At 60.3% G+C, this 22,462-nt stretch carries 23 protein-coding genes and 2 tRNA genes; 14 read left to right on the top strand and 11 right to left on the bottom strand.

The window, feature by feature from the left end:
- The first annotated feature begins 216 nt into the window (after positions 1-216).
- From NKI85_RS03245 to NKI85_RS03225, 5 genes are all read left to right on the top strand, one after another.
- Positions 217-552: a hypothetical protein gene (locus tag NKI85_RS03245; protein WP_352775923.1), complete on the top strand. Its 336-nt coding sequence runs from the start codon at positions 217-219 to the stop codon at positions 550-552.
- Positions 553-1,085: 533 nt separating this feature from the next.
- Positions 1,086-1,319: a hypothetical protein gene (locus NKI85_RS03240; protein ID WP_352775920.1), complete on the top strand. Its 234-nt coding sequence runs from the start codon at positions 1,086-1,088 to the stop codon at positions 1,317-1,319.
- A gap of 4 nt (positions 1,320-1,323) precedes the next feature.
- Positions 1,324-1,563, top strand: a complete 240-nt coding sequence (locus NKI85_RS03235) for a DUF982 domain-containing protein (protein ID WP_352775918.1) — start codon at positions 1,324-1,326, stop codon at positions 1,561-1,563.
- An 11-nt stretch (positions 1,564-1,574) separates the two neighbouring features.
- Positions 1,575-1,829, top strand: coding sequence for a DUF982 domain-containing protein (locus NKI85_RS03230; RefSeq protein ID WP_352775916.1), 255 nt, complete (start codon positions 1,575-1,577; stop codon positions 1,827-1,829).
- A 195-nt stretch (positions 1,830-2,024) separates the two neighbouring features.
- Positions 2,025-2,288 carry a DUF982 domain-containing protein gene (locus tag NKI85_RS03225; RefSeq protein WP_352776228.1) on the top strand — a complete coding sequence of 88 codons (264 nt, stop codon included), beginning with the start codon at positions 2,025-2,027 and terminating at the stop codon, positions 2,286-2,288.
- On the opposite strand, the gene NKI85_RS03220 is transcribed toward NKI85_RS03225, so the two are convergent.
- The 8 genes from NKI85_RS03220 to NKI85_RS03185 all read right to left on the bottom strand — a co-directional run bounded on the left by NKI85_RS03220 (position 2,262) and on the right by NKI85_RS03185 (position 9,270).
- Positions 2,262-3,071, bottom strand: coding sequence for a sulfite exporter TauE/SafE family protein (locus NKI85_RS03220; RefSeq protein ID WP_352775913.1), 810 nt, complete (start codon positions 3,069-3,071; stop codon positions 2,262-2,264). The two genes, NKI85_RS03225 and NKI85_RS03220, sit on opposite strands and share 27 nt — an antisense overlap.
- A gap of 124 nt (positions 3,072-3,195) precedes the next feature.
- Complete coding sequence (locus NKI85_RS03215; protein WP_352775910.1) at positions 3,196-3,459, bottom strand: hypothetical protein; 264 nt, start codon at positions 3,457-3,459, stop codon at positions 3,196-3,198.
- A 389-nt stretch (positions 3,460-3,848) separates the two neighbouring features.
- Positions 3,849-4,256 (bottom strand): hypothetical protein, encoded by a 408-nt coding sequence (locus NKI85_RS03210; protein WP_352775908.1) that lies wholly within the window; start codon positions 4,254-4,256, stop codon positions 3,849-3,851.
- Between the two features lie 60 nt (positions 4,257-4,316).
- Positions 4,317-5,069 carry a hypothetical protein gene (locus NKI85_RS03205; protein ID WP_352775905.1) on the bottom strand — a complete coding sequence of 251 codons (753 nt, stop codon included), beginning with the start codon at positions 5,067-5,069 and terminating at the stop codon, positions 4,317-4,319.
- Positions 5,069-6,124, bottom strand: coding sequence for a ComEC/Rec2 family competence protein (locus NKI85_RS03200; protein ID WP_352775902.1), 1,056 nt, complete (start codon positions 6,122-6,124; stop codon positions 5,069-5,071). The genes NKI85_RS03205 and NKI85_RS03200 overlap by 1 nt, the downstream gene beginning before the upstream one ends.
- Positions 6,125-6,574: 450 nt before the next feature.
- Positions 6,575-7,318 carry a hypothetical protein gene (locus tag NKI85_RS03195; RefSeq protein ID WP_352775900.1) on the bottom strand — a complete coding sequence of 248 codons (744 nt, stop codon included), beginning with the start codon at positions 7,316-7,318 and terminating at the stop codon, positions 6,575-6,577.
- 402 nt (positions 7,319-7,720) lie between these two features.
- A complete protein-coding gene (locus NKI85_RS03190; RefSeq protein WP_352776227.1) occupies positions 7,721-9,103 on the bottom strand; it encodes a tyrosine-type recombinase/integrase in 1,383 nt (460 codons plus the stop codon).
- A gap of 92 nt (positions 9,104-9,195) precedes the next feature.
- A tRNA-Asn gene (locus NKI85_RS03185) sits at positions 9,196-9,270 on the bottom strand.
- Positions 9,271-9,490: 220 nt separating this feature from the next.
- Between NKI85_RS03185 and NKI85_RS03180 the strand changes: the two genes are divergently transcribed.
- The gene (locus NKI85_RS03180; RefSeq protein WP_023676401.1) at positions 9,491-9,751 is read left to right on the top strand and encodes a hypothetical protein; all 261 of its coding nucleotides are present in this window, start codon (positions 9,491-9,493) and stop codon (positions 9,749-9,751) included.
- A 75-nt stretch (positions 9,752-9,826) separates the two neighbouring features.
- On the opposite strand, the gene NKI85_RS03175 is transcribed toward NKI85_RS03180, so the two are convergent.
- The gene (locus tag NKI85_RS03175) at positions 9,827-10,033 is read right to left on the bottom strand and encodes a hypothetical protein (RefSeq protein WP_352526065.1); all 207 of its coding nucleotides are present in this window, start codon (positions 10,031-10,033) and stop codon (positions 9,827-9,829) included.
- Positions 10,034-10,247: 214 nt separating this feature from the next.
- On the opposite strand from NKI85_RS03175, the gene NKI85_RS03170 reads away from it, so the two are divergent.
- The 8 genes from NKI85_RS03170 (at position 10,248) to NKI85_RS03135 (ending at position 21,247) form a co-directional block, all read left to right on the top strand.
- A tRNA-Cys gene (locus NKI85_RS03170) sits at positions 10,248-10,321 on the top strand.
- Positions 10,322-10,410: 89 nt separating this feature from the next.
- Positions 10,411-11,079 carry a protein-L-isoaspartate O-methyltransferase family protein gene (locus NKI85_RS03165; protein ID WP_352775897.1) on the top strand — a complete coding sequence of 223 codons (669 nt, stop codon included), beginning with the start codon at positions 10,411-10,413 and terminating at the stop codon, positions 11,077-11,079.
- Positions 11,080-11,265: 186 nt separating this feature from the next.
- Complete coding sequence (locus tag NKI85_RS03160) at positions 11,266-12,657, top strand: TolC family outer membrane protein (RefSeq protein ID WP_352775894.1); 1,392 nt, start codon at positions 11,266-11,268, stop codon at positions 12,655-12,657.
- A gap of 199 nt (positions 12,658-12,856) precedes the next feature.
- Positions 12,857-13,669 carry a PopZ family protein gene (locus NKI85_RS03155; protein WP_352775892.1) on the top strand — a complete coding sequence of 271 codons (813 nt, stop codon included), beginning with the start codon at positions 12,857-12,859 and terminating at the stop codon, positions 13,667-13,669.
- A gap of 325 nt (positions 13,670-13,994) precedes the next feature.
- Complete coding sequence (locus NKI85_RS03150) at positions 13,995-16,778, top strand: valine--tRNA ligase (RefSeq protein WP_352775889.1); 2,784 nt, start codon at positions 13,995-13,997, stop codon at positions 16,776-16,778.
- 424 nt (positions 16,779-17,202) lie between these two features.
- Positions 17,203-18,423 (top strand): OmpP1/FadL family transporter, encoded by a 1,221-nt coding sequence (locus NKI85_RS03145; protein WP_352775886.1) that lies wholly within the window; start codon positions 17,203-17,205, stop codon positions 18,421-18,423.
- A gap of 279 nt (positions 18,424-18,702) precedes the next feature.
- Positions 18,703-20,427, top strand: coding sequence for a dihydroxy-acid dehydratase (ilvD, locus tag NKI85_RS03140; RefSeq protein WP_352526057.1), 1,725 nt, complete (start codon positions 18,703-18,705; stop codon positions 20,425-20,427).
- Positions 20,414-21,247, top strand: a complete 834-nt coding sequence (locus NKI85_RS03135) for a tetratricopeptide repeat protein (protein ID WP_352526056.1) — start codon at positions 20,414-20,416, stop codon at positions 21,245-21,247. Before ilvD ends, NKI85_RS03135 begins: the two co-directional genes overlap by 14 nt.
- Positions 21,248-21,273: 26 nt before the next feature.
- Here the strand turns inward: NKI85_RS03135 and NKI85_RS03130 are convergent, their stop codons facing one another.
- Positions 21,274-21,591, bottom strand: coding sequence for a hypothetical protein (locus NKI85_RS03130; protein WP_352526055.1), 318 nt, complete (start codon positions 21,589-21,591; stop codon positions 21,274-21,276).
- Between the two features lie 63 nt (positions 21,592-21,654).
- On the bottom strand, positions 21,655-22,449 hold the full coding sequence (gene xth, locus NKI85_RS03125; RefSeq protein ID WP_352775882.1) for an exodeoxyribonuclease III: 795 nt from the start codon (positions 22,447-22,449) through the stop codon (positions 21,655-21,657).
- Positions 22,450-22,462 lie beyond the last annotated feature (13 nt).

Here is a 22,462-nt window from a genome sequence, read left to right as displayed (position 1 = left end):
TTGTTGTGCCTTCTGATCGGTGTCGCGGTGGGCATGGTGGCCGAGATAAGCCGATCGATTGCAGCGAGGACGGAAGTGACAAAGCAGAAGCTAGAGTAAGAGCCTCGCGGGTCCCTGGCGAACCAAATCTCGACGGTCGATCTCCTCCCGCTTGCCTTTTGGCTCGGCGAACTTTATGAGCCGCGCCGGTTAATCGCTGGAGGACGGGGTTTTTCAATGATGGGGGTTGACGTTGGCGATGGACCGTCCAGCAACATCATTCCCGTTATCATGATGTTGGTCTTTGGCGGAGTTATCTTAACTGCCGTTTTCACTGAGATCGGGCAGGCCTTTCAGAGGCTCGGCCTGTCCAAGGATCAGAAGCGGGCGCTTGATCGGATTGCGGTTGAGAAGCGGCCGACCGCTCGCGATTTTGACCCCGAAGTCGTGCGGAAATTGGTAGAGCTGGGGTTCGTAGAGACCAATTGGGGCGAGGCCCTTGATGAGTGGTCAATCATGATCTTGACGCCCAAAGGGGAAGCCGCCACCGGCATTCCGGCAAAACGTTGGTAGTTGGGGCCGAGCCGGCTCGCCGTTTGAGATTGACGGAAACGAAGAGGGGGCACGGGGGGTCTTCGCGCGAGCCAGTTATCCGATCCCCCGCTCAGAAATTTCTACCAAATATTCCGACCTCCTGATGGAACCCATTCGTTGCGGGCGAGTTGCGGCTCATTGGGACGGACTTCCCGAACATGACAACGAGCAACAAAGCAGACCATCAGTCTGTCTCCGAAGCGTTTCGGAAACTGATCCGTTCCGAAGGCTATCGTCATAACGTACAAACGTTCTTAAATCTGGGGGTCGAACCAGAACTGCCGCCAACCCTACAGTCATTACTTGCGGCTATTGATCGGGCCAAACGGGGGTCGACCGAAGAAGGTCCTTAGCGGGCTGGCTGAGCGTCAAAGCGGAAGAGTACAGAGGGCTCGCTGCGTGCTTGTTCTCTAATCCCCTCTTGGAAATTTCCTACAAACATTCCCTTGATTTTTCCCGACAGAGGGTCATGAATGTTCCGCGTGGGTTCTCGCTGAGGTGGGAGGCCTGGTATGAACGTTTGGACGAACTGCCGACTCATCAAAGTGACTGCCAATGAGCTTGTTGAAAAGCTGATTTTACAAGCCCGGCGCGGCCAAATCATCATCATCTCCGTCAAAGAGACTATCGCAGCGGTGCGCCGAGACGGCCCGCATCTGGCGGAAAGTGACTGCGAGCTGGTGGAGCTTATTGTCGATCTTGCCCCAACCTTTGGCATGTTCGTCGCGTTCGACCTTCGCGAATAGCCGCATGTCAACCCACTGGTTCTCCCCTCCGGTCCCCGTCAGGACTGAGCGCGCTGGTCTGACCCGGAACGTGAATAACGTCGAGGCAGCCGGCCAGGAGCTGATGAAGTGGACCAAGCGTGGCCCCAAATGGAACCAAGCGGTGCGCGTCTGCATCGCCTGCATTTCCGACGAGATGGAACCTGAGGAGGCACGGAAGACATTCCTGGCTGCTGCCAAGGAGGAGGGCATGCTCTTTTGCTGATTGGGAGTTCTATGTCCCGCCATTGGTTCTCCCCTCCGGTCTACGTCAGGACCGACCACCCAGGTGTCCGCGTCGCGATCAGCCACGTCGAGGGTGCGGCCGAGGAACTCATGAAGTGGACTAACCGGGGTTCTCGGTGGGACCTTGCGGTGCGTATCTGCACGGCCGCACTGGCCGATAAGGTGTCACCTCAGGTGGCTGGTAAGGCATTCCTGGCTGCTGCAAAAGAGGAGGGGATGTTACTCCCCCCAATGACAACCAGCTAACTTGAACTGCGGTAAAGGTTCTCTGACCAACACCGCCTTCGTGAAAGGAGCCCGCCGCCCGTGAGAAAGGCGACGGACCCCCACAGCGGCTGCACATCCAAGAAGAACCGCTGCGAGTTCCAAACCCGCGAGGGCCTACATCGTTCCCTACAACCTGCGTTGGTCGGCAGGCCTGTGCCGCTCTACATTTCGCCCATGGCAACCCATTGGTTCTCCCCTCCGGTGTACGTCAGGACCGACCGACCTGGGGTCAGCTACGGCTGCAACAATGTCGAGGGTGCCGCCGAGGAACTCATGAAGTGGACCAAGATGGGACCTAAGTGGAGGAAGGCTGTGCAACTGTGCGCTGACGCAATGCAGGATCGGGTGACCCCTGAGGAGGCACGTAAGGCGTTCCTGGCTGCTGCCGAGGAGGAGGGGAGTGCTGCTCCCTCAGTGACGCCAAACCTTAGCCGCTGAAATCACCAAGATCGCTGCGAGTAATGGCAATAGGAAAGCACTCGGAACAAATCCAAGCATTTGTCCACCCAGGAACGTCCCGACTATTGAGCCGCAGGCCATCACCAATACGAACGCGATGTTCCGCCGGATGACCGAGAAGCTCTGATCACGGCTGTAGCGAGCGAAACCGACAATCATGGTCGGCAAGCTCACAGCGAGCGAGAGGCTGCCGGCGAGCTTAATGTCGGCACCGAACAGCAGTATCAGCGTTGGGATCAGCAGTTCGCCACCGGCCACCCCGAGCAGCGCCGCAACGATGCCTATGATGAACCCAGCGACGATCCCCGCCATCAACTGTGCTGCGCCACCCAGCAAGGCACCCTCGGCATGAGCGTCGTGCCCAAGCAACAGCACCCCCGCGATCACGACAAGCATGATTGAGATGGTCTTGTAGAGGGTTTCAGAGCGCAGCCGGGTCGCCCATCCAGCGCCAAGCCACGCGCCTATCAAGCTACCGGCGAGCAAGTTCGCGATGACGGGCCAATGCGATGCCAATTCTCCGAACGGCACCGTTTGAGCCCTGAAGGGCAGCGCCGTCGCCACCACGATCAGGCTCATCGCCTTGTTGAGGATCACGGCCTCCAATGCTGCGAAGTTGAACAATCCAATCAGAAGCGGCAGGCGGAACTCAGCTCCACCAAGGCCAACCAATCCACCCAGTGCCCCAATGATTAAACCCCCACCAAACGTTTGCGGGCTGCTGAGGGGTGGCCGGGCGGCACCAGATGGTTCTTCGATCAAGGCGTTGTACTCCGGCGGGAACAACGCTGTAAGCCATCTCTAATTGGACTACTAGGTCCCTGTGCCCCCTCGGCTACACCCTTAGGAGAACTTCAGGAGAGCCTAAGGGGTACCGAGCGGCCCGTCATTGCATGTCCGGCACGTCGCCACCAACAAAGAGGGTCTTCGGCTCGCCGTATTCGCCAAGCGCCGGGTTGGCTTCACGCGACCACGCAACGGCACCGGCATGTTTCCCCGCCAAGACCCTCGCGGTCCTTGTCGCCCTGTCTTCGGTCTGCTGCTCGGCTGGCCCGTAGACCGTCTGGAGGTCGCCGATCTCATCGCGATCGAAGGCGGTGACGACGATCAGCTTGGGGGCCTTCTGCTGAGGAAGAATGGTGTCTGACATGTTGAGGCCTTTCTCTAGCGCGAAGTTTCGGTGTCGCTGGCGTACCATCTTCGGCGGTGCCAGCCCCTGCTAAACCCATGGCTCAAAGCAGGGGCTGCTAGGGCCAACTCACGCTCCAGGGCAGCGTTGGCGATAAGAAGCGCCTTGACTGCTTCTCTGGCACCACCATGGGCAGCTATGGCTTCGTCGGTCACAAGCTCCCAGTCGGCAGGATCAACTTGCTTTTCCTGCGATCTCTCGGTTTGTTCTCCCATGGCTATTGGTCTCTCTGCCTGGCTGTCTAGGGACACATGCCATCCACATGAGCGTCTCCTAATGGCTCGTCCCAGCAGTGAACAAAATGGGAACGAAATTGTCAATGGCGAATTGACCGAGAGAGGAATGTGTTCCTACTTTGGGTCATGCCTGACACTGGTGGAAGACGAAAGCGCGGTGGCGAATGGAAGCTCAGCAATGCCCATGACGCAGGGCAGCTTGTGCGCATTCAATGCGGACTCTGTAACGTCAAGCACTGGTATCAGCCGGGTGACCTGAAGGAAATCTTCGGGGACGTTGAGGCGGAACTGGTGGGGAGCAAAATGAGCTGCAAACGGTGCGGCAAGCACGAGTTCATGCACGTCGAAACGCAGAACCCATCGGCGCGGGAACGGCAGGGTATTCGAGTTAGGCGGCTTGCGGAAATAAGAACGGTGCGGCGGGTCGTTTGGCGGGATGAGGATTGATGCTCCGCTTGTTTGACCGAAGGGGCATTCCCTGCGGAGGCGGTTCCAAAGCAAACGGAAGGTGGCCTCAACCATTAGCAGATTCTTGGAAGATCGGCTTCCCGCCATGTCGCCCTCGGACGTCTAGGCAGCTCTTCAAGACTTGGCTGCCTTCGGCTTTCCCTTCCCGAGAAAAGTCTCACATGAGAGAATGAGTTGCCGCGAGTAAGTCCGGGAGGCGTCGATCACGCTTCGCGTGCTTACTGCAAAGGCCATATAAATGGCGTGGATAATCGCGAATGCTATGACAATCAATAGCCGAAGCGTTAGATCGTCGTTCACATCGACCATCCCTTGCCGATAGAGGATAAAAGCGCATGTTAGGACGATTATTAGATTGAGGCCCAGTGTTGGCCACTTCAGTCCAAGCAGATTGCGCCTAAACCCGTAGGTCACATTTTCATTGAAAAGAACGGAGAATTTATTCGCGCTCCGAGTATTCTCTCTGAGCCATGCCCCGCAACGTTCGTAGAAGGCATCAACCTCCTTTGGTTTATCTTTTTCGTCTTGCTCGGTCGGAACAGGTTGGTTGATCTTGGACGACAGAAAGCCTCGATACTGAGCTTTTGACGCAGCGTCGAAACTGTCATCCGAATAGCGAAGCATCGTGAGGGACGGTTTGCCCCCCGACGCGGCATAAATCCGATTCTCAATGCGCTTTCCCAAACGCCTAGCAGTATCAGCGAATGCATAAACGAGTACGGGAATTGCCACTGTCGCGATCAGGTTTGTTAAGCCAAACTTGCTCCACGAGATCAGGATCGCAAGCGCCGCGAGTGCTGGTATGATGGCAATCAACGCCGGGAAAAATCGGGCTTTGAGGCTGTACGCATCGAGGACCTTGAACATCAATCATCCTCTACGTCGTATGAGAACGTCTCCGGTGTCATCGCCGAGCCACGTAGGTCATACCCGTAAGGCATGTGCATCCAGGTCGTGCTGCGACCTAGGAACACCGGGTATCCGCGCCGAATGAAAGCATTCTTCACCTTGTTGCGCGGATGCTCTGTCTTATTCCTTCCGACCATCAAGAGCGCGGCGCCGCGTCTCGCATTACCCCCGTTCGGCTCGCCAAGCCACGCATTCAGCACTGCAGGCGTCACATTGCGACGACTGCCTTGGTGCGGGATTTGAATCATGTCAGGCGCACTTAGAAATCCCCGAGACTGAGCGTACTGCGCTGCTTCCATGAGCCCCACCGGCCCTACGTCGGCAGTGAGAAGGATCTTCCTATTATCGTACAGGCCAAGCTGTACAACGCTTGTCTCATTCGATGCGGATGTCGCCGGTGGATTTGGATCAAGCGTCTCAACATCCAGCGTCTCTTTGATCCTGTCGAGCACTCCCCGCACCGCTTCTACTAGCGACTTAACCACGCCCTCGCTCTTGTACGGTGGTGGCGTCTTGTCGAGATCAGGAATGAGCGAGATGTATCTCTCACGAGAAGGAGCGAGAACGTGGAATGGACCGATCTGCGCGCCTCGAAAGACTTCCTTCGGCTCTATCCCCCGCCCCCGAGCGAGGACTTCGAGTTCCACCAGGTACTCATGGTTTGCTCTCACCTCCTTGACCCAACCTTCGAGCGACCAGTTTCCGTGAAAGTTATCGAGGACCTCCTGCGCGTACAGCCACGGCCGATTCATCCAAAGTGACCCTACCCGGAAGCGCTTAAACACCGGAATCAAGCCCTTGGCGTGATCATTGTCTGCGTGAGACACCACCATGTCGTGGATAATGACATCCTTGCCATAGTACTCTTCGATGTGCTCGATCATCTCCTCGCCAACCTGGGTGTAGCCGCCGTCCACCACCTGCAGGTAGAAGGTGTCGCCCTGTCCGTATTTGATGATGATCGCATCACCGTTGCTATCTCCAACAGGCAAAAAGTCGACCGCAATAGGCATGAGAGGCCCCCCCGAATTACTGTCACCGCAAATAAATGCCTAGTTATGGGCGGACTTGAGCTTGGGCGCAACTGGAGAACGGTGAACGAACCGGAGTAATCCCAGCTATTTCGTTTTTGGAAGGGCCTTATTATTCGTCGCTGTGGCTCCCTTTTGAGCTGGGTATTGGCCTCGCATGGAGATTCAAATGGGGTGATCGAGCCGCCTGCTCCCGGGTGCGATCAGGAGTGATGTGGGGGTGCTGTTAGAGCCTTGCGGACAACTCATCGGAGCGTGCCCTTTGTGATGCCGTCACTACACAACGAGAGCTGGGCATTTGTCTGTGAGACATCTTCTGGTGGAAATTTGGTCTGTGTGGCGGGCTTCTCGACGATCACAAGGGCATCATCCCGGGCCGTCCGCGTAGCCGCTTCGCCTCAGGCCATGGCGCGGTGAGCCACATGGTTCAATTCAATTAGCGTTGTTGGAGCCCTGATTGTGGTAGCGCGCCTTCTCGGGATCGATAGAGAAGCCTCCGCCGCTCGACCTGCTTGCTGCGTTGTATCGGTGGCAGAAGTTGGTGAAGCGTCGCGTTTCAAAGCCGTCCGTATACCAGACGCCGCCCCAGACGTAGATGTATGTCTTCGAGCCCACGACAAGTGTCGGTGGAGCAGCGCCTTTGTCTGCACCCCGCCGAACCGTAGCGCCAGGATGCACCGCTCCGATTAGTTCCGCACTTTGCTCGTCTACCGGAAAGGTCCCAAAGTTGCGGTTCGACGAGACCAGCATCTGAACGGACAGCCTGACATCCGTCGCAAAGACGCCACCAACGTTTTCAACCGCAATGTAGCCGATGATCGTTGGTTCAATGCGTTTCATGCGCAACACTCCCGCGGGAGCTACGCTCAGATAGGCTCGCAATTCGCGCTTGCTAGTCTCCTCGCTCTGTTTGAGCGCCGCCGTGGCGGTTCCGTTGGCATTGATTGACAACCGCAGCGTAAAGAGCAGGGCCACGATTCCGGCTGCCGACAACCAAACCTGCAACCATGTCGCCGTTGCCATTGATCTCTGGACTGCGAGGTCGACTACGCTGTCTTGAGCAAACAGCGGACCCGCGACCAAACACGTGAGCAGTATTGCAATGCCTGCCGCAGCAGTGGAATTGATCCCAAGCCTCGATGGAAGCGGCAGAATGCGCCGAGTTTCGTCCTCCATCACTCCCCCTTTTCAGAATTTTGGAAGCAGCTTGTCTATGCAACCGAACTTGCCGCCAGTCGCCGCGCCCTCGCAGCAGGACAGCCTGACACAGGATGCACCCGGTCGCAAATTAAAGAGTAACTCTACGGGTTGCGGCGGCCCAGACGGGGATCGGAGCAGCGCTCTGACCGGCCAGCGAAACTATGTGCCCGTCGCGAGAGCTTTCTCCATCGCCTCAGTCGCCACCTTAAGCCGAGCCTCTTCGCCTCTTCGCCCCCGTAGTGTCCCCAGCGCCGCCGCCTGGGTGCCCCATGATCGACCGCTTGAGCTTCTCCGGGACCAAGCGATCACCAGCAAATCTTCCATGCGGTGGCGCAACGAATGGGTGGTCACCTAAGCAGAAACTGGGTGGACTCATCGCTAGTGTGCCTTGGCCAGAGCCTTCTCAAGTGCCCGCCTGGCCACTTCAAGCCGCGCCTCGTTGCCTCCATAGTCCTCCCCAACGCTGCCCGAGGAGTGACCCAGCACAATGTCTTGGTCCGACTTGATGACCCCGGCCAACCTCAATCGGTCCTTCATGAGATGTCGAAGCGAATGGGTTGTGGCCTTCGGATCGGTCACACAAGCCCGAACGTGCTTGCCCAAGGCGGCAGAAGCTGAGGACGCGCCCTTAGGACGTCCGTAGGTCGGAAAGAGCATCGTTGCATTGCCGGCGGCTTTGACGGCTTCCGTTGCGGCCTTCAGAGCGCCACCTATCAACGGGACATTGCGCCGCGACACCTTATTCTTAATGCGCCTGTCGTCATGCCACTCGACTGTGATGTGCGGAATGGCGTGGTCAAGGTGCGCGTCCGCGACACGAAGGCCGGACACCTCAGCGAGGCGGCACCCTGTGCCATTTAGAATTGTCCAGATGTGGTGAAGGTCTGCCTTGGCATGGTACGCGATGCGGGCGGTTATGGCGGTGACCTCGGCCTGGGTGAAGGGGCGGCGTTTGTCCTTATCGGGCTCGGCCTTGTCCTTCGGCGCAGCTTCCAAATTCATGAATGGGTTGATGACGCCGGCCAAGTCAAACTCTCTGATGGCGTGGTTGATCACCGCACGGACTACATTCAGATAGCGGTCCACGGAAGACGCTTTGCGACCGTCTAGCATGTGATCGCGGACCTCTTTGGCGTCCTCGCGCTTGAGGCTCGACAGTTTGCGATCCTTGCCGAGGGCCTCCTTGAGGAGCTTGAAGACCCGCTCAAGCTCCATCTGCTTCGTTTCGTCGTCCCCAACGCGCTCTTTTAGATATAGCCTCTTGGCGTCCTCAAAGGTTGGTTCGGGTTGCTGTTGGTGCTGACCGAGCAGAAGTGCGTGGAGGAGAGCGCGGTCTTCCGTCCCGATCCCGTGGGGATTGCCCTGATCATCCAAGGGGTACTTATTGGCAATCTGATCAGCGATCACCTCTCGTGCTAGCGCCTCGGGGTCATCTTCATCTTCGGGACCACTCCAAGCGGGGTCAAGGCTGAGCGCCCTGAGTTGCGCGCGGCTGCGCTTGAACTGCTCCAAAGCTGTCGGGGAGGGGGCGCTAACGTGGCTGCCGCCCTGCCGGTCTTTCGGCAATGACCAGAGTCGCAACTGCTGTTCTGCCTGGGCATGAGCCTTAGGGTAAGCCTTGAGGGCTTCCTGTTCGGTGCTCCCAAGAGGGATCAAGATTTCCAACTTGCCCGCAGCGGCGCGCATTTCCTTCGGGATTTTGCGCCGATAACGCCAGCCAGCAACGCCACGTTTCTGTATGTGCTTCACGTCAATCTTCATGCTCAAGGTACCCCGCAGTGTATCTCGCGGTGTATCTCTGGGGAGGCGGAAACCCTTGCAATCCTTGGGTTTCAAGACTTTTCTGGATTAAGTGGCTCCCCGGGCCGGATTCGAACCAGCGACCAACCGGTTAACAGCCGGTTGCTCTACCACTGAGCTACCGGGGAACAGAGGCTCTCATGTGAGTGGGGCAGCCTATAGCAAACCCGTTTCGGCTTTGCAAAGAAGCATTTCGCATTTTTTCGGTGCTTTTTGGCGCAGGGCTTTCTGGCAATGGCTGGCAGGCGCCCTCATATGAGCTGTCTCTCGCCTGTTACGGAACAGAAAAGGCCGTTGCGGCTTTCTCCGGTTGATGGTGCTACTGATGCAAACGGATCGACATTTCACATGACGGCAATGAGCGACGAACAGCCACCGGCCCGGAAAATCTCGGTCTTCGGCCGCCAGTTCACCATGCCGCGCTCGCGCGGCCTCAGGATTGCGATCGGCGTTGTGCTGATCATCGGCGGCATTCTCGGCTTCCTGCCAATCCTGGGTTTCTGGATGGTGCCGATCGGATTGCTGGTGCTCTCCTATGAATTCGCATTGGTGCGTCGTCACCGGCGCCGCTTCGTCGTCTGGTGGGAGCGACGGCGGCGGCCGGACTGAGGTTCCCCCCTGAGAGGCCGGCAGACGGCAAAATGCCGGAGGACGGCGTGTTCCGCCTATGCATTGGCCTCTACATTACCGAGGTTGGTCGAAGCAGCTTTCCAGGCGTTCGCAAAGCTCCTTGAGAACGGCGGTAGCCGACGCCAGCCGCGCACGGTCGCGCGGTGGCAGGCTGTTTGCGCTTTCGATGCCGAGACGGTCGATGGCGTAGCGCACAAGCTCTGCAGATCTGGACTGCGACAATCCGCGCGATATGCGGTTTTCCGTAGCTAATCGACGCATGGGGAGCCTCCTGCTTGCCCAACGTCGTCGCTGGTTTCGGGTTCCTGTCGCCGAGAATCATGCTTAACGATAAGCTAATATTTTATTGCTAGCGTGGTATTGCGTTGATAAGCAGGGCCTGGATGTCGGAGGAACCGTTGGGAATGCACCGTGGCCGCTTGACGGCATTTTCGCCGCAACCTATTGGAGCCGGGTGGAACGCCGGGAGCAATGAGGCCTCGTGGCGGAGTGGTTACGCAGAGGACTGCAAATCCTTGCACCCCGGTTCGATTCCGGGCGAGGCCTCCAATGCCCGAGCTCCCGCGCATCAGCGCCTGGGGGCTTCAGTTCCGGTCGAAACAGCCGCGGCCTTTGCGCGGCAAGCGGATGGTTGGAACATGAGCGCTGATTTTGCCGAACGCCGGGTGAAGATGGTCGACGGCCAGATCCGCACCACCGACGTGACCAGTGCGCCGCTGCTCGAGGCGATGCTTGTCGTGCCGCGCGAGGCCTTTGTCGGCGCCGGCCAGCGCGATCTCGCCTATATCGACGAGGACATCCGTATTGCCGACACGGCGGATGGTCCGCGCTATCTCATGGAACCGTCGCCACTGGCCAAGCTGATGCAGCTGGCCGACATCGGCCCAGGCGATTCGGCACTCGATGTCGGCTGCGGCACCGGCTATGCGGCAGCGATCCTGTCGCGGCTGGCAAAGTCCGTGGTCGCACTGGAAAGCGATCCGACGCTAGCCGAGATCGCCAGTTCGACGCTCGCGGCGCTAGGCTGCGGCAATGTCACCGTGGTCCAGGGGCCGCTGCTGCGAGGCCATGCCGCCAAGGCGCCTTACGACGCCATCTTGATCGGCGGCAGCGTCGGGGAGGTGCCGGCGGCGCTGTTCGACCAGCTTGCCGAGGGCGGCCGACTCGTCGCCGTCGAAGGGCAAGGCAATTCCGGCGTAGCCCGGCTTTTTTTTAAGACTGGAGGGGTTGTAACCGGAAGAGGCGCATTTAATGCGGCAATTAAGCCACTACCTGGATTTGAACGCATTCGCGTCTTCGAATTCTGAGTGATTTTGCCTTGCAGCGAAGGCGCTGTCATGATCGCTTGCGTTTGAACAATCGTTGCTGATCTGCATAACCGGGCGTTTCTGGGGGCTTTCAGCGGGGGAACGATAAAAAACGCGGCGCCGGCTGATCAGAAGGAGAAGCCAGCGTGGCGTAGTTCCCGTGCCAAACGAATGAGGGAATATAACGTGCCGTCTGTACGCAAGTTGCTTTTTACCGCTGTCCTCGTTTCGGCGACCGCGCTTTCTCCACTGGCCGCCTCGGCCGAAACCATTCTCGGGGCACTTTCAAAGGCCTATCAAAACAATTCCTCGCTTAATTCTTCGCGCGCCGGCGTCCGCGTCACCGACGAGGGCGTAGCGATCGCCAAGTCCGGCTGGCGCCCGACCATCACCGGTTCGGCGAGCATCGATTATTCCGCCAGCCATAGCAACCGGTTGCACCAAAACATCTCGTTGACCACCGGCAATTTCGGCGTCGAGATCGACCAGACGCTGTTCGACGGCTTTCAGACCAGGAACAACGTCGCGGCCGCCGAATCGCGGGTCCGCGCGTCTGTCGAAAGCCTGCGTAACGCCGAAGAGAACACTCTTTTCAACGCGGCAAGTGCGTATATGGACGTGATCCGCGACCGCCAGATCGCGGTTCTGACCGAACAGAACCTGCAATTCCTGACCGAGCAGGCGCGTGCGGCGCGCTCGCGCTTCGAGGTCGGCGAAGGTACGCGCACCGACGTCGCGCAAGCCGATGCCTCGCGCGCCTCCGCAGTGGCGCAGTTGAGCGCCGCCCGCGCGACAGCGCTGGCAAGTGCCGCGACGTATCGCCAGATCGTTGGCGACGAGCCGGGCAAGCTCAGGGCGGCTTCGCCGTTGTCGAAGCTGTTGCCGAGGAGCCTCGATGCAGCGATCGCCATTGCATCGGCCGAGCATCCGGCCATCCTTGCCACCGAGCACCTGGTCGACGCGGCGGGGTTTTCGGTGAAATCGGCCGAAGGCGCGCTGCTGCCTCAGCTCTCCGCGTCGGCCGGTGTTTCGAGCGCCTTACGCTACACCGCGCCCGGCTCGCTCGGCTCGACGCAGGATGGCACAACCAATTCGGCAAGCATCGGCGCGACGCTGACCGTGCCGATCTATTCCGGCGGCCGGACCTCGGCATTGGTTCGCCAGTCGAAGGAATCGCTCAGCCAGGCGCGGATCGAGGTCGATGTCAGTCGCGACCAGGTGCGCCAGGCCGTGACATCGGCATGGACGCAATATACCGCCGCGCAGCAAAGCGTCACGGCCAACCGGCAGGTGGTCGCTGCCGCGCAGCTTGCCTTGAACGGCGTCATCGAGGAGCGCAATGTTGGCCAGCGCACCACGCTCGACGTTCTCAACGCGCAGGCAACCGTCATCACCGCCAAGATCAATCTTGCCAGCGCCGAACGCGACGTCGTGGTGGCAAGCTATGCCATCCTTTCGGCGGTTGGCCATTTGTCGGCAGGCCGCCTTGCGCTCAACGTGACGAAATACAGGCCCGAAGAGCATTACAATGCCGTCAAGGACAAGTGGATCGGCCTGCGCACGCCGGACGGCCGCTGATCGCCAAGCCGTGTTTTTAGCCCGCGCTCGAACAACGCGCGGGCTTCAACTCCCGACCCTAATCTGTTGAAATCCGAGATGTCGCCAGATTGGGGATTCTCGCAAGGCGTTCCGTCGGTTACGCTGTCGCCATGATTCGAATCCGGCATTTGCCGGACAGGAAATCTGGGAACGAGTCACAAGGGCGGCGAATGTGACGATGGCGACGGCAAGCAGCGTACAGCGCGAACCTTCCATGGAAGAGATACTGGCTTCCATCAGAAGGATCATCGAAGACAGCGATACCGGCCGCAAGCAGCCGGGCGACGCGGACGAGCTGCGCCAGGATCTGCAACCGGCGCCAGCAGCCGGGCGGGCACCGGAGGGGGATGCGTTTCGCTCCGAACTGCGTGGCGGACTGGAGATCGCCAAGCCGGCCACGCGGGCCGAGGTGCCGGCGCAGCCATCGGTCGCGCCCGTCACTGCGCGCACGGAAACGCCGGTGCGTCCCGGTCCGGCGAGAGCACCGGTCACGCGGGCTGAGGTGAACGCCACCGCCGAACCGCCCGCAAAGCCGGATCGGCCTGCGACGGCCAAGATTGCCGAGACGACCGACACCATCATTGCCGATTGGCGGCGCGAGATCGCCGCAGTCGGCGACGCGATGGCTAAGCCGGACCAGACCGCGGCACCCCGGACACCGGACGCCGAGCCGAAAGCCGAGATTTTCGAGGATGAGGCGACCCCCGAACCTGTGCCGGAGCCTTCGCAAAGCGGATTGGCGCGTTCGGCGGCAAGCGAGGCGCCGCCCGCACGTCCGGCGATCCTTTCGGAGCATACGGGCCGGCAGGTTGCCGCCGCTTTCGGTGAGCTTTCAGACGCGTTTGCCAGCCGCAGCAAGAAGACCTTCGACGAGATGGCCGAGGAGATGCTGAGGCCCATGCTGCAGGACTGGCTGGACAACAATTTGCCGACGCTCGTCGAGCGGCTGGTGCGCGAGGAAATCGAGCGCGTCGCGCGCGGCGCGCAGTAGCACTATCGACTCCGAGCCGCAGAAGTTATCAAGGACTATCCGGAGCTCTCGCGAGCGCTAAGGCGTTTCAGCGCGGCTTGGTTGACCATTTCAAGCTCATCCGTTTCAAGCTTATCGCCACCGCGTAGCCATGTCGCTGTTCGGACTGGGCCGACTGCCCGGCTTGGGGAAGCCGTGTCGAATCCGGACACGGTGTCTCCCGCGAAACGGACAAACTCGTGTGGTGCGTAGAGTGGAACAAACCCGCCGCCCTTGCGGTTGACTTGGCAACCACCTTCCGATTTACACCGGACCACAAATTCCGGACAGCGCGGACCGTTTTCCCATGCTCGAAAAGACCTACGACGCAAAAGCCGTCGAGCCGAAGATTGCCAGGATCTGGGAAGAGGCCGACGCGTTTCGGGCCGGTGCCGGCGCCGAAGAGGGGGCTGAAGCCTTCACCATCGTCATCCCGCCGCCGAACGTCACCGGCTCGCTGCATATGGGCCATGCGCTCAACAACACGCTGCAGGACATTCTGGTGCGCTTCGAGCGCATGCGCGGCAAGAACGTCTTGTGGCAGCCGGGCATGGACCATGCCGGCATCGCCACGCAGATGGTGGTCGAGCGCCAGCTGATGGAAAAGCAGATCCACCGCCGCGACCTGACGCGCGAGCAGTTCATCGACAAGGTGTGGGAGTGGAAGGCCGAGTCCGGCGGCGCGATCCTCAACCAGCTAAAGCGGCTCGGAGCCTCGGCCGACTGGAGCCGGGAGCGCTTCACCATGGACGAAGGCCTGTCCAAGGCCGTGCTCGAAGTGTTTGTCACGCTCTACAAGGAAGGGCTGATCTACAAGGACAAGCGCCTTGTGAACTGGGACCCGAAACTGTTGACCGCCATCTCGGATCTCGAGGTCGAGCAGCAGGAGGTAAACGGCAACCTCTGGCACTTCCGCTATCCGGTCGAAGGCAAGACGTTCGATCCGGAGAATCCGAAGACCTTCATCACCGTTGCGACGACCCGCCCGGAGACGATGCTGGGCGATACGGCGGTCGCCGTCCATCCCGACGACGAGCGTTTCCGGCATCTTGTCGGCAAGAACCTCATCCTGCCGATCGTCGGCCGCAGGATCCCGGTGGTGGCGGACGAGTATTCCGATCCCGAAAAAGGCAGCGGTGCGGTCAAGATCACGCCGGCGCATGACTTCAACGACTTCGAGGTCGGCAAGCGCCACAGGCTGCCGGCGGTCAACATCCTCACTGTCAATGCGGCGGTGAGCCTCAAGGACAATGAGGATTTTCTCGCCGGGCTGGAGGTGACGCCGGAGCGCCAGGCCGTCTGGGACAGCCTCGACGGCCTGGACCGTTTCGATGCGCGCAAGAAGATCGTCGAGCTGATGGAGGCGGGCGGCTTTCTCGAAAAGGTCGAGCCGCATCGCCACGCGGTGCCGCATGGCGACCGCGGCGGCGTGCCGATCGAGCCGTTTTTGACCGACCAATGGTATGTCAATGCGGCGGAACTGGCCAAGCCGGCGATCGCCTCGGTGCGCGAAAGCCGTACTAATTTCGTGCCGAAAAACTGGGAAAAGACCTATTTCGACTGGATGGAGAACATCCAGCCCTGGTGCATTTCGCGCCAGCTCTGGTGGGGCCACCAGATCCCGGCCTGGTACGGGCCGGACGGGCATGTCTTTGTCGAAAAGACCGAGGAAGAAGCACTCGGTGCCGCCGTCGAATATTATTTGGCGCTGGAAGGGCCATGGAAGGCCTGGGTCGAGGACAAGCTCGAGAATTTCAAGCCTGGCGAGATCCTGACCCGCGACGAGGACGTGCTCGACACATGGTTCTCGTCGGCGCTGTGGCCGTTCTCGACGCTTGGCTGGCCGGACCAGACGCCGGAGCTGAAGACCTATTACCCGACCGACGTGCTGGTGACCGGTTTCGACATCATCTTCTTCTGGGTCGCCCGAATGATGATGATGGGCCTGCATTTCATGGACCAGGAGCCGTTCCATACGGTCTATGTCCACGCGCTGGTTCGCGACAAGACCGGGCAGAAGATGTCGAAGTCGAAAGGCAACGTCATCGACCCGCTCGAGCTCATCGACGAATATGGCGCCGATGCGCTGCGCTTCACCTTGACGGTGATGGCAGCTCAAGGGCGCGACGTTAAGCTCGATCCGGCCCGCATTGCCGGTTATCGCAATTTCGGCACCAAGCTGTGGAACGCGACGCGCTTCGCCGAGATGAACGAAGTGGCGCGCAACGACGATTTCTGGCTGCAGGACGCCAAGCTGGCGGTCAACCGCTGGATCCTGACCGAGCTGACGCGAGCCGCGCGGGATATAACGGACGGCATCACCTCATACCGCTTCAATGAGGCGGCGGGTGCCGCCTACCGGTTCGTCTGGAACCAGTTCTGCGACTGGTACCTGGAACTGCTGAAGCCGGTGTTCATGGGCACCGACGAGGCCGCCAAGGCCGAGAGCAGGGCCTGCGTCGCCTTCGTGCTCGATGAGATCTACAAGCTGCTGCATCCGATGATGCCGTTCATGACCGAGGAACTTTGGGCCGAAACCGCCGGCGAGGGCGGGCAGCGGCCGTCGCTGCTTTGTCATGCGGCATGGCCGTCGCCCGACTTCGAGGACGAGGAGGCCGCCGCCGATATCAACTGGCTGGTCGATCTCGTCTCCGGCATCCGCTCGGTGCGTTCGGAAATGAACGTGCCGCCGGCGGCTATCGCGCCGCTTGTGGTGATTGGCGCCAACGAAACGACACGCGAAAGGTTCGAGCGTCAGAGCTCCGCTATCAAGCGTCTGGCGCGGGTCGGCGACATCTCGCTCGCCGAGGTGCCACCCAGGGGATCCGCCCAGATCGTCGTCAACGAGGCGACCATCTGCCTGCCGCTCGGCAGCCTGATCGACCTTACCGCCGAGGCAGCGCGCCTGCAGAAGGAACTTGCCAAGGTGACCGAGGAAATTGCGCGGCTTTACAAGAAGCTGTCCAACGAGAAATTCGTCGCCAACGCGCCGGAAGAGGTGGTGGAGGCCGAGCGCGAAAAACTCGCCGAATATCGCGAGGCGCAAGAGAAGCTTTCGGTGGCATTGACGCGGGTGCGCGATGCCAGTTGACCGAACAGATTGGGCCGGTTGACCGAACAGATTGGGCCGGCTGACCGAACAGATTTGGGCCGGCTGACCGAACAGATTTGCCGGTCATGAATCTGCTTTCCAGACAGGCTTCCTGCCACGAAAACAGGCATTCCGCAGCGTAAATCTTGAGGCAAACTGAATGTTTTTGCCCCATTGTTGCCATAATGTAACAATGGCTGACTAGGCCCGCAAACCGCTCTGTTTTGCGGTGTTTTAGGCGATTTTCCCGATTTTTCTCATTGATTTGTATTGAGCCGGCCATTTTCCCGCCTTGTCGGGAAGGCCGACACCTTGTCGGAAATGCGTTCGGCCAGGGTGTACATGTACGCACGGCGAATTCGTTGTTGCGCGGTTAACCTGAATTGGTTCTAGCTTGATGCAACGATATTCGGGGAGGAGATTCATGTGTTATTCGCGTCTGAAAGCGCTGCTGGGTGCAGGGGCCTTTTCGCTGGCTTTGGTTGGGACGGCGCAATCCGGAGGCTTTGACCGGGGCGGTGTCAATATCGACCAGCTGTTTGATGCGGCGCCATATTCGTTCGATGCGGGCGTCACCTATGTTTCGCCTCAACGCACCCTCAAAAATGTGCAGCGTCTGGACGGCTCGGGGCTGTCGACGTCCAAAATCGACGTCGGCGGTGATTACGCAGTGCCGCATATCGGCATCAAGGCCAATATCTTTGAGCCCGTGGACTGCCTTGCCACCTATACGAGACCGTATGGCGCGGATGCAAATTTCGGCATGAACAACGCCTATTCGCCGACAGCGGTCAAATACTCCGTCGACACAGACGATTTCGGCCTCACCTGCTCGTACAAGCTAAACGTCGGCAAGGGTGCCGTGCGGTTCATCGGCGGTGTCTCCTATCAGCAGGTCGACGCGTTTCTGTCCCGCCAGACATTGCTGGCCTTCGGCAATACCGGCCTCGGAAAATTCAAACTTTCCGACGAAGCATGGGGTTGGCGTGCGGGTGCCGCCTATGAAATCCCCGAAATCGCCCTGCGCGCCAGCCTGATGTACTCTTCGAGCTACAAATATGACGGGCTGTCGGGAACCGTCGACACGACCGGCTTCAGGGGCGCCTTTCCGGCGGATCTGATTCCTGGCTCTACCGGGGTGTACCCTGTCTCCGCGTCGGCTGAGATACCTCAAGCTCTGGAATTCAAGCTGCAGAGCGGTATAGCTCCTGGCTGGCTGGCCTTTGGTTCCATCCGCTGGCAGGAGTGGAGCAAGCTTGGCGTCATTGCCATCAATGGCGTACGCAGTCCGGTGACCGGTGCTCCCTCGCCCGTTTCCTTCGACCTGCTTTATCGCGACGGCTGGACGGTCACGGGCGGTATCGGCCACAAGTTCACCGACCGATTGTCAGGCGTGGTTTCGCTGACCTGGGATCGCGGCACCTCGACGACCTCCGGCTATCAGTCGGATACCTGGGCCGTGGCCAGCGGCGTCTCCTATTCGCCGAACGACAAGGTCGAGGTCAGGCTCGGCGGCTCGATCGGTGTGCTGACGAGCGGGTCATCGAGTTTCAGTGGTGTCGGCGACGTGGCAAATGCCATCACCTATACCTACGGCAACGACCTGCTTCTCGCCGGTTCGGCTTCCGTCAAGATCAAGTTCTAACTACAAATTTTTAAACGACAAAACGGCCGGGCATTGCCCGGCCGTTTTGCTTGGCGCTCCGTCCGGCACCCGGCCGGCGCAACAACTGCTCCGCATAATGCTTACTCCTGTAATTGTGACGTTTTGGCAACAGTTTCTGAACAACCCTCGCGTCGCCGAGCCGCCCGGGAACATTGCCCATTTCCCGCCATAAACCCGGCGCACCTCGAACTTGTCTCGGGACACGCGCCAACAGGCTAGGCGAAGAGGCAGGCCGCACCGCCCGCGGCAAGGACGAGTATGGACGCCAGAGCGATCTCCAAGGCCAAGCTGCCAAGCCGCCACGTGACCGTTGGTCCTGAGCGGGCGCCACACCGCTCCTACCTCTATGCGATGGGGCTGTCGGCGGCCGAGATCGCGCAGCCGCTGGTCGGCGTCGCAAGTTGTTGGAATGAGGCCGCACCCTGCAACATCTCGCTGATGCGCCAGGCGCAAGTGGTCAAGAAGGGCGTGGCCGCCGCCAGTGGCACGCCGCGCGAATTCTGCACCATCACCGTCACCGACGGCATCGCCATGGGCCATCAGGGGATGAAGTCGTCGCTGGTATCGCGCGAGGTCATCGCCGATTCGGTCGAGCTTACGATGCGCGGCCATTGCTACGATGCGCTGGTCGGACTGGCCGGCTGCGACAAGTCGCTGCCCGGCATGATGATGGCCATGGTGCGCCTCAACGTGCCGTCGATCTTCATCTACGGCGGCTCGATCCTGCCCGGCAGCTACCGTGGCCGGCAGATCACCGTGCAGGACGTGTTCGAGGCCGTCGGTCAGCATTCGGTCGGCACGATCAGCGACGCTGAGCTCCTTGAAATCGAACAAGTCGCCTGTCCGTCGGCCGGCTCCTGCGGTGCCCAGTTCACCGCCAACACCATGGCCACCGTGGCCGAGGCGATTGGCCTGGCGCTGCCCTATTCCTGCGGCGCGCCGGCACCTTACGAGATGCGCGACCGCTTCAATTTCGCTTCCGGCGAAAAGATCATGGAGCTGATCGCAAGGAACATCCGCCCGCGCGATATCGTTACTATGAAAGCGTTGGAAAATGCCGCGACCGTGGTCTCGGCCACTGGCGGCTCGACCAACGCGGCGCTGCATTTGCCGGCGATCGCGCACGAGGCCGGGATAAAGTTCGACCTTTTCGACGTGGCCAAGATATTTGAGAAGACGCCCTACATCGCCGACCTCAAGCCGGGCGGCAAATACGTCGCCAAGGACATGTTCGAGGCCGGCGGCATTCCGTTGCTGATGAAGACGCTGCTCGACCACGGCTATCTTCATGGCGATTGCCTGACGGTGACCGGCCGCACTTTGGCCGAAAATATGGAACATGTTTCCTGGAATGACAGCCAGGATGTGGTCCGTCCCGCCAATAGGCCGATCACCCAGACCGGCGGGGTCGTGGGCTTGAAGGGTAACCTTGCCCCCGAAGGCGCGATCGTGAAGGTCGCCGGTATGGCGGAGCTCAAATTCTCGGGTCCGGCACGCTGCTTCGATTCGGAAGAGGAATGTTTCGAGGCTGTTACGCACCGTAACTATAGGGAAGGCGAGGTTCTCGTCATCCGCTATGAGGGCCCGCGCGGCGGCCCAGGCATGCGCGAAATGCTGTCGACGACGGCGGCTCTTTATGGCCAAGGCATGGGCGGCAAGGTGGCGCTCATCACCGACGGGCGTTTTTCGGGCGCGACGCGCGGTTTCTGCATCGGCCATGTCGGGCCGGAAGCGGCCGTGGGCGGCCCGATCGGGCTGCTGAAGGACGGCGACTTGATTTCGATCGACGCGGTGAATGGCACGATCGAGGTTGCGTTGTCCAAGGCCGAACTGGCGGCGAGGGCAAAGGCATGGAAGGCGCGCACGACCGACTATCAGTCGGGCGCGATCTGGAAATACGCACAGACGGTCGGATCTGCCCGCGATGGCGCGGTCACCCATCCCGGCGGTGCCAAAGAAACACACTGCTATGCGGACATCTGAGTTGTTGAGGTCGTCTGTCCTTTCGGCACTGGTTGCGCTCGCCACTTTTGGCGCGACCTTGGGCGCCGTCGGCCAGGCCATGGCCTTCGACGACAAGGTATTCGACGACAAGACCGGCGTGAAGCCGCAGTCGAGCCCGTGGGCGGTATTCCAGTTCGGCTTTTCCGCCTACAAGAACGGCCATAAGGAGCAGGCCGCGGAAGCCTATAAATATGCCGCCGAGAACGGCCAGATCGGTGCCACCTGGAAGCTTGCGCGCATGTATGCCGAAGGCGATGGCGTGGCGCGAGACGACTACGCGGCATTCAAGTTCTTCAGCGAGATCGTCGACCAGGACGTCGAGCCCGGTTCGCCCGAGGAAAGCTATGTTTCGGACGCGCTGGTGGCGCTTGGCGACTATCTGAGGAAGGGCATTCCCGGCAGCCCCGTCGAGGAGAACGAGGTGGCGGCCCAGGAATATTACATGCGTGCCGCCGCCAACTACCGCAACCCGAACGCCCAATTCGAGATGGGCCAGATGTTCCTCAAGGGCGAGGGCGGCGTCAAGGCAAGCGTCAAGCAGGCCGGCCGCTGGTTCCAGCTGGCGGCCGAAAAGGGCCATGCGGGGGCACAGGCGACGCTCGGCAACCTGCTTTTCCAAAGCGGCAAGATCGTGCGGGGGCTGGCGATGATGACCGCGGCGCTCGAACGGGCCTCACCCGCCGACCAGCCATGGATCCGCGGCATGCAGGAAGAAGCGTTTGCCGCCGCCGGCGAAGCCGACCGCCGTACCGCGATCTCGCTGGCCGACGACATCCTCACCAAGGGTGGCGGCGACTAGTAGGCCGGCGGGATTGTCGATTTAAATCAATTCTCGGTCGGTTCCGCCGGCACGCCGCCGGGCGCTGGTGTTGAGATCGGCGTGCCCTGCAGATGCGGGGCCAGCGTGTTCTCCGGGCAGCCGTCCCGCTGCTTTGTCCAGGATGTGTTGTTGAGCACCATCTCGCAGCGGGCGAGATGGCTTTGTCCGGCAAGCGTCAGGCAGGCCATTTGGCCGATCTGGAACGATTTGCCGTTGGCAAGGCATTCCTCATCGGCAAAAGCCTGCACTGTTGCTGCCATGGCAAACGCCAGAGCAATCGGACAAAGAGCCGTTCGAATGGTCATGGGAACCCCTGCCGCCATGATGACGTCCCATCAGACGCGCGATTTGTGGCGATATGAGGGTTCGGTGCCGGCACCGACGGATCAGGCCGGCTGCAGGTCGAGATCCACCGCCACCGGCACGTGGTCGGAAGGTTTTTCCCAGGCGCGCACTTGCTTTTCGATCGAAGCCGAGGAAAACCAATTGGCGGCTTCGGGTGACAACAGCAGGTGGTCGATGCGGATGCCGTTGTTCTTCTGCCAGGCACCGGCCTGATAGTCCCAGAACGTAAACGTGTCCGGCGCATCCGTAACCGCGCGCACGGCTTCGGTGAAGCCGAGATTCTTCAGCCGGCGAAACGCGCGTCGCGTCTCGGGCTGGAACAGCGCGTCGTTTAGCCAGTTTTCCGGATATTTCGCGTCGACCGGCTCGGGGATGACATTGTAGTCGCCGGCCAGAACCAGCGGCTCTTCCAGCGCAAGCCGCTCCTCGGCCCAGCGCTCCAGCCGTGCCATCCAGAAAAGCTTGTAGGAGAACTTCTTCTCGTCATCGATCGGGTTGCCGTTTGGCAGATAGAGCGAGGCAACGCGCAAGACGCCCTTATCGGTCGAGAACACGCCCTCGATGAAACGCGCCTGCTCGTCGGCATCGTCGCCCGACAGGCCACGGTTGACCTCGTCGAAGCGCAGCTTCGACAGGATGGCGACGCCGTTGAAGCCTTTTTGGCCATAAGTCTCGACATTGTAGCCGAGCGCCTCGATCTCGGCGCGGGGAAACTGCTCGTCGACCGTCTTGATCTCCTGCAGGCAGGCGATGTCGGGCGCGCTTTCCGTCAGCCAATGGGTCAAATTGCCGATGCGGGCGCGAACGCCATTGATGTTCCAGGTGACGATTTTCATGACGGCCTCGATA

The sequence above is a fragment of the Mesorhizobium sp. M0571 genome (assembly GCF_040320985.1).
Lineage (GTDB): Bacteria > Pseudomonadota > Alphaproteobacteria > Rhizobiales > Rhizobiaceae > Mesorhizobium.
This window is presented reverse-complemented; position numbering and strand designations above follow the sequence as displayed.

Bases quoted from the DNA above. Each gene is read 5' to 3' on its own strand.
- NKI85_RS03245 (WP_352775923.1), top strand. From the start codon at position 217: ATGATGGGGGTTGACGTTGGCGATGGACCGTCCAGCAACATCATTCCC.
- NKI85_RS03240 (WP_352775920.1), top strand. From the start codon at position 1,086: ATGAACGTTTGGACGAACTGCCGACTCATCAAAGTGACTGCCAATGAG.
- NKI85_RS03235 (WP_352775918.1), top strand. From the start codon at position 1,324: ATGTCAACCCACTGGTTCTCCCCTCCGGTCCCCGTCAGGACTGAGCGC.
- NKI85_RS03230 (WP_352775916.1), top strand. From the start codon at position 1,575: ATGTCCCGCCATTGGTTCTCCCCTCCGGTCTACGTCAGGACCGACCAC.
- NKI85_RS03225 (WP_352776228.1), top strand. From the start codon at position 2,025: ATGGCAACCCATTGGTTCTCCCCTCCGGTGTACGTCAGGACCGACCGA.
- NKI85_RS03215 (WP_352775910.1), bottom strand. From the start codon at position 3,459: ATGTCAGACACCATTCTTCCTCAGCAGAAGGCCCCCAAGCTGATCGTC.
- NKI85_RS03210 (WP_352775908.1), bottom strand. From the start codon at position 4,256: ATGGTTGAGGCCACCTTCCGTTTGCTTTGGAACCGCCTCCGCAGGGAA.
- NKI85_RS03205 (WP_352775905.1), bottom strand. From the start codon at position 5,069: ATGTTCAAGGTCCTCGATGCGTACAGCCTCAAAGCCCGATTTTTCCCG.
- NKI85_RS03200 (WP_352775902.1), bottom strand. From the start codon at position 6,124: ATGCCTATTGCGGTCGACTTTTTGCCTGTTGGAGATAGCAACGGTGAT.
- NKI85_RS03195 (WP_352775900.1), bottom strand. From the start codon at position 7,318: ATGGAGGACGAAACTCGGCGCATTCTGCCGCTTCCATCGAGGCTTGGG.
- NKI85_RS03190 (WP_352776227.1), bottom strand. From the start codon at position 9,103: ATGAAGATTGACGTGAAGCACATACAGAAACGTGGCGTTGCTGGCTGG.
- NKI85_RS03180 (WP_023676401.1), top strand. From the start codon at position 9,491: ATGACGGCAATGAGCGACGAACAGCCACCGGCCCGGAAAATCTCGGTC.
- NKI85_RS03175 (WP_352526065.1), bottom strand. From the start codon at position 10,033: ATGCGTCGATTAGCTACGGAAAACCGCATATCGCGCGGATTGTCGCAG.
- NKI85_RS03165 (WP_352775897.1), top strand. From the start codon at position 10,411: ATGAGCGCTGATTTTGCCGAACGCCGGGTGAAGATGGTCGACGGCCAG.
- NKI85_RS03155 (WP_352775892.1), top strand. From the start codon at position 12,857: ATGGCGACGGCAAGCAGCGTACAGCGCGAACCTTCCATGGAAGAGATA.
- NKI85_RS03150 (WP_352775889.1), top strand. From the start codon at position 13,995: ATGCTCGAAAAGACCTACGACGCAAAAGCCGTCGAGCCGAAGATTGCC.
- NKI85_RS03145 (WP_352775886.1), top strand. From the start codon at position 17,203: ATGTGTTATTCGCGTCTGAAAGCGCTGCTGGGTGCAGGGGCCTTTTCG.
- ilvD (WP_352526057.1), top strand. From the start codon at position 18,703: ATGGACGCCAGAGCGATCTCCAAGGCCAAGCTGCCAAGCCGCCACGTG.
- NKI85_RS03135 (WP_352526056.1), top strand. From the start codon at position 20,414: ATGCGGACATCTGAGTTGTTGAGGTCGTCTGTCCTTTCGGCACTGGTT.
- NKI85_RS03130 (WP_352526055.1), bottom strand. From the start codon at position 21,591: ATGGCGGCAGGGGTTCCCATGACCATTCGAACGGCTCTTTGTCCGATT.
- xth (WP_352775882.1), bottom strand. From the start codon at position 22,449: ATGAAAATCGTCACCTGGAACATCAATGGCGTTCGCGCCCGCATCGGC.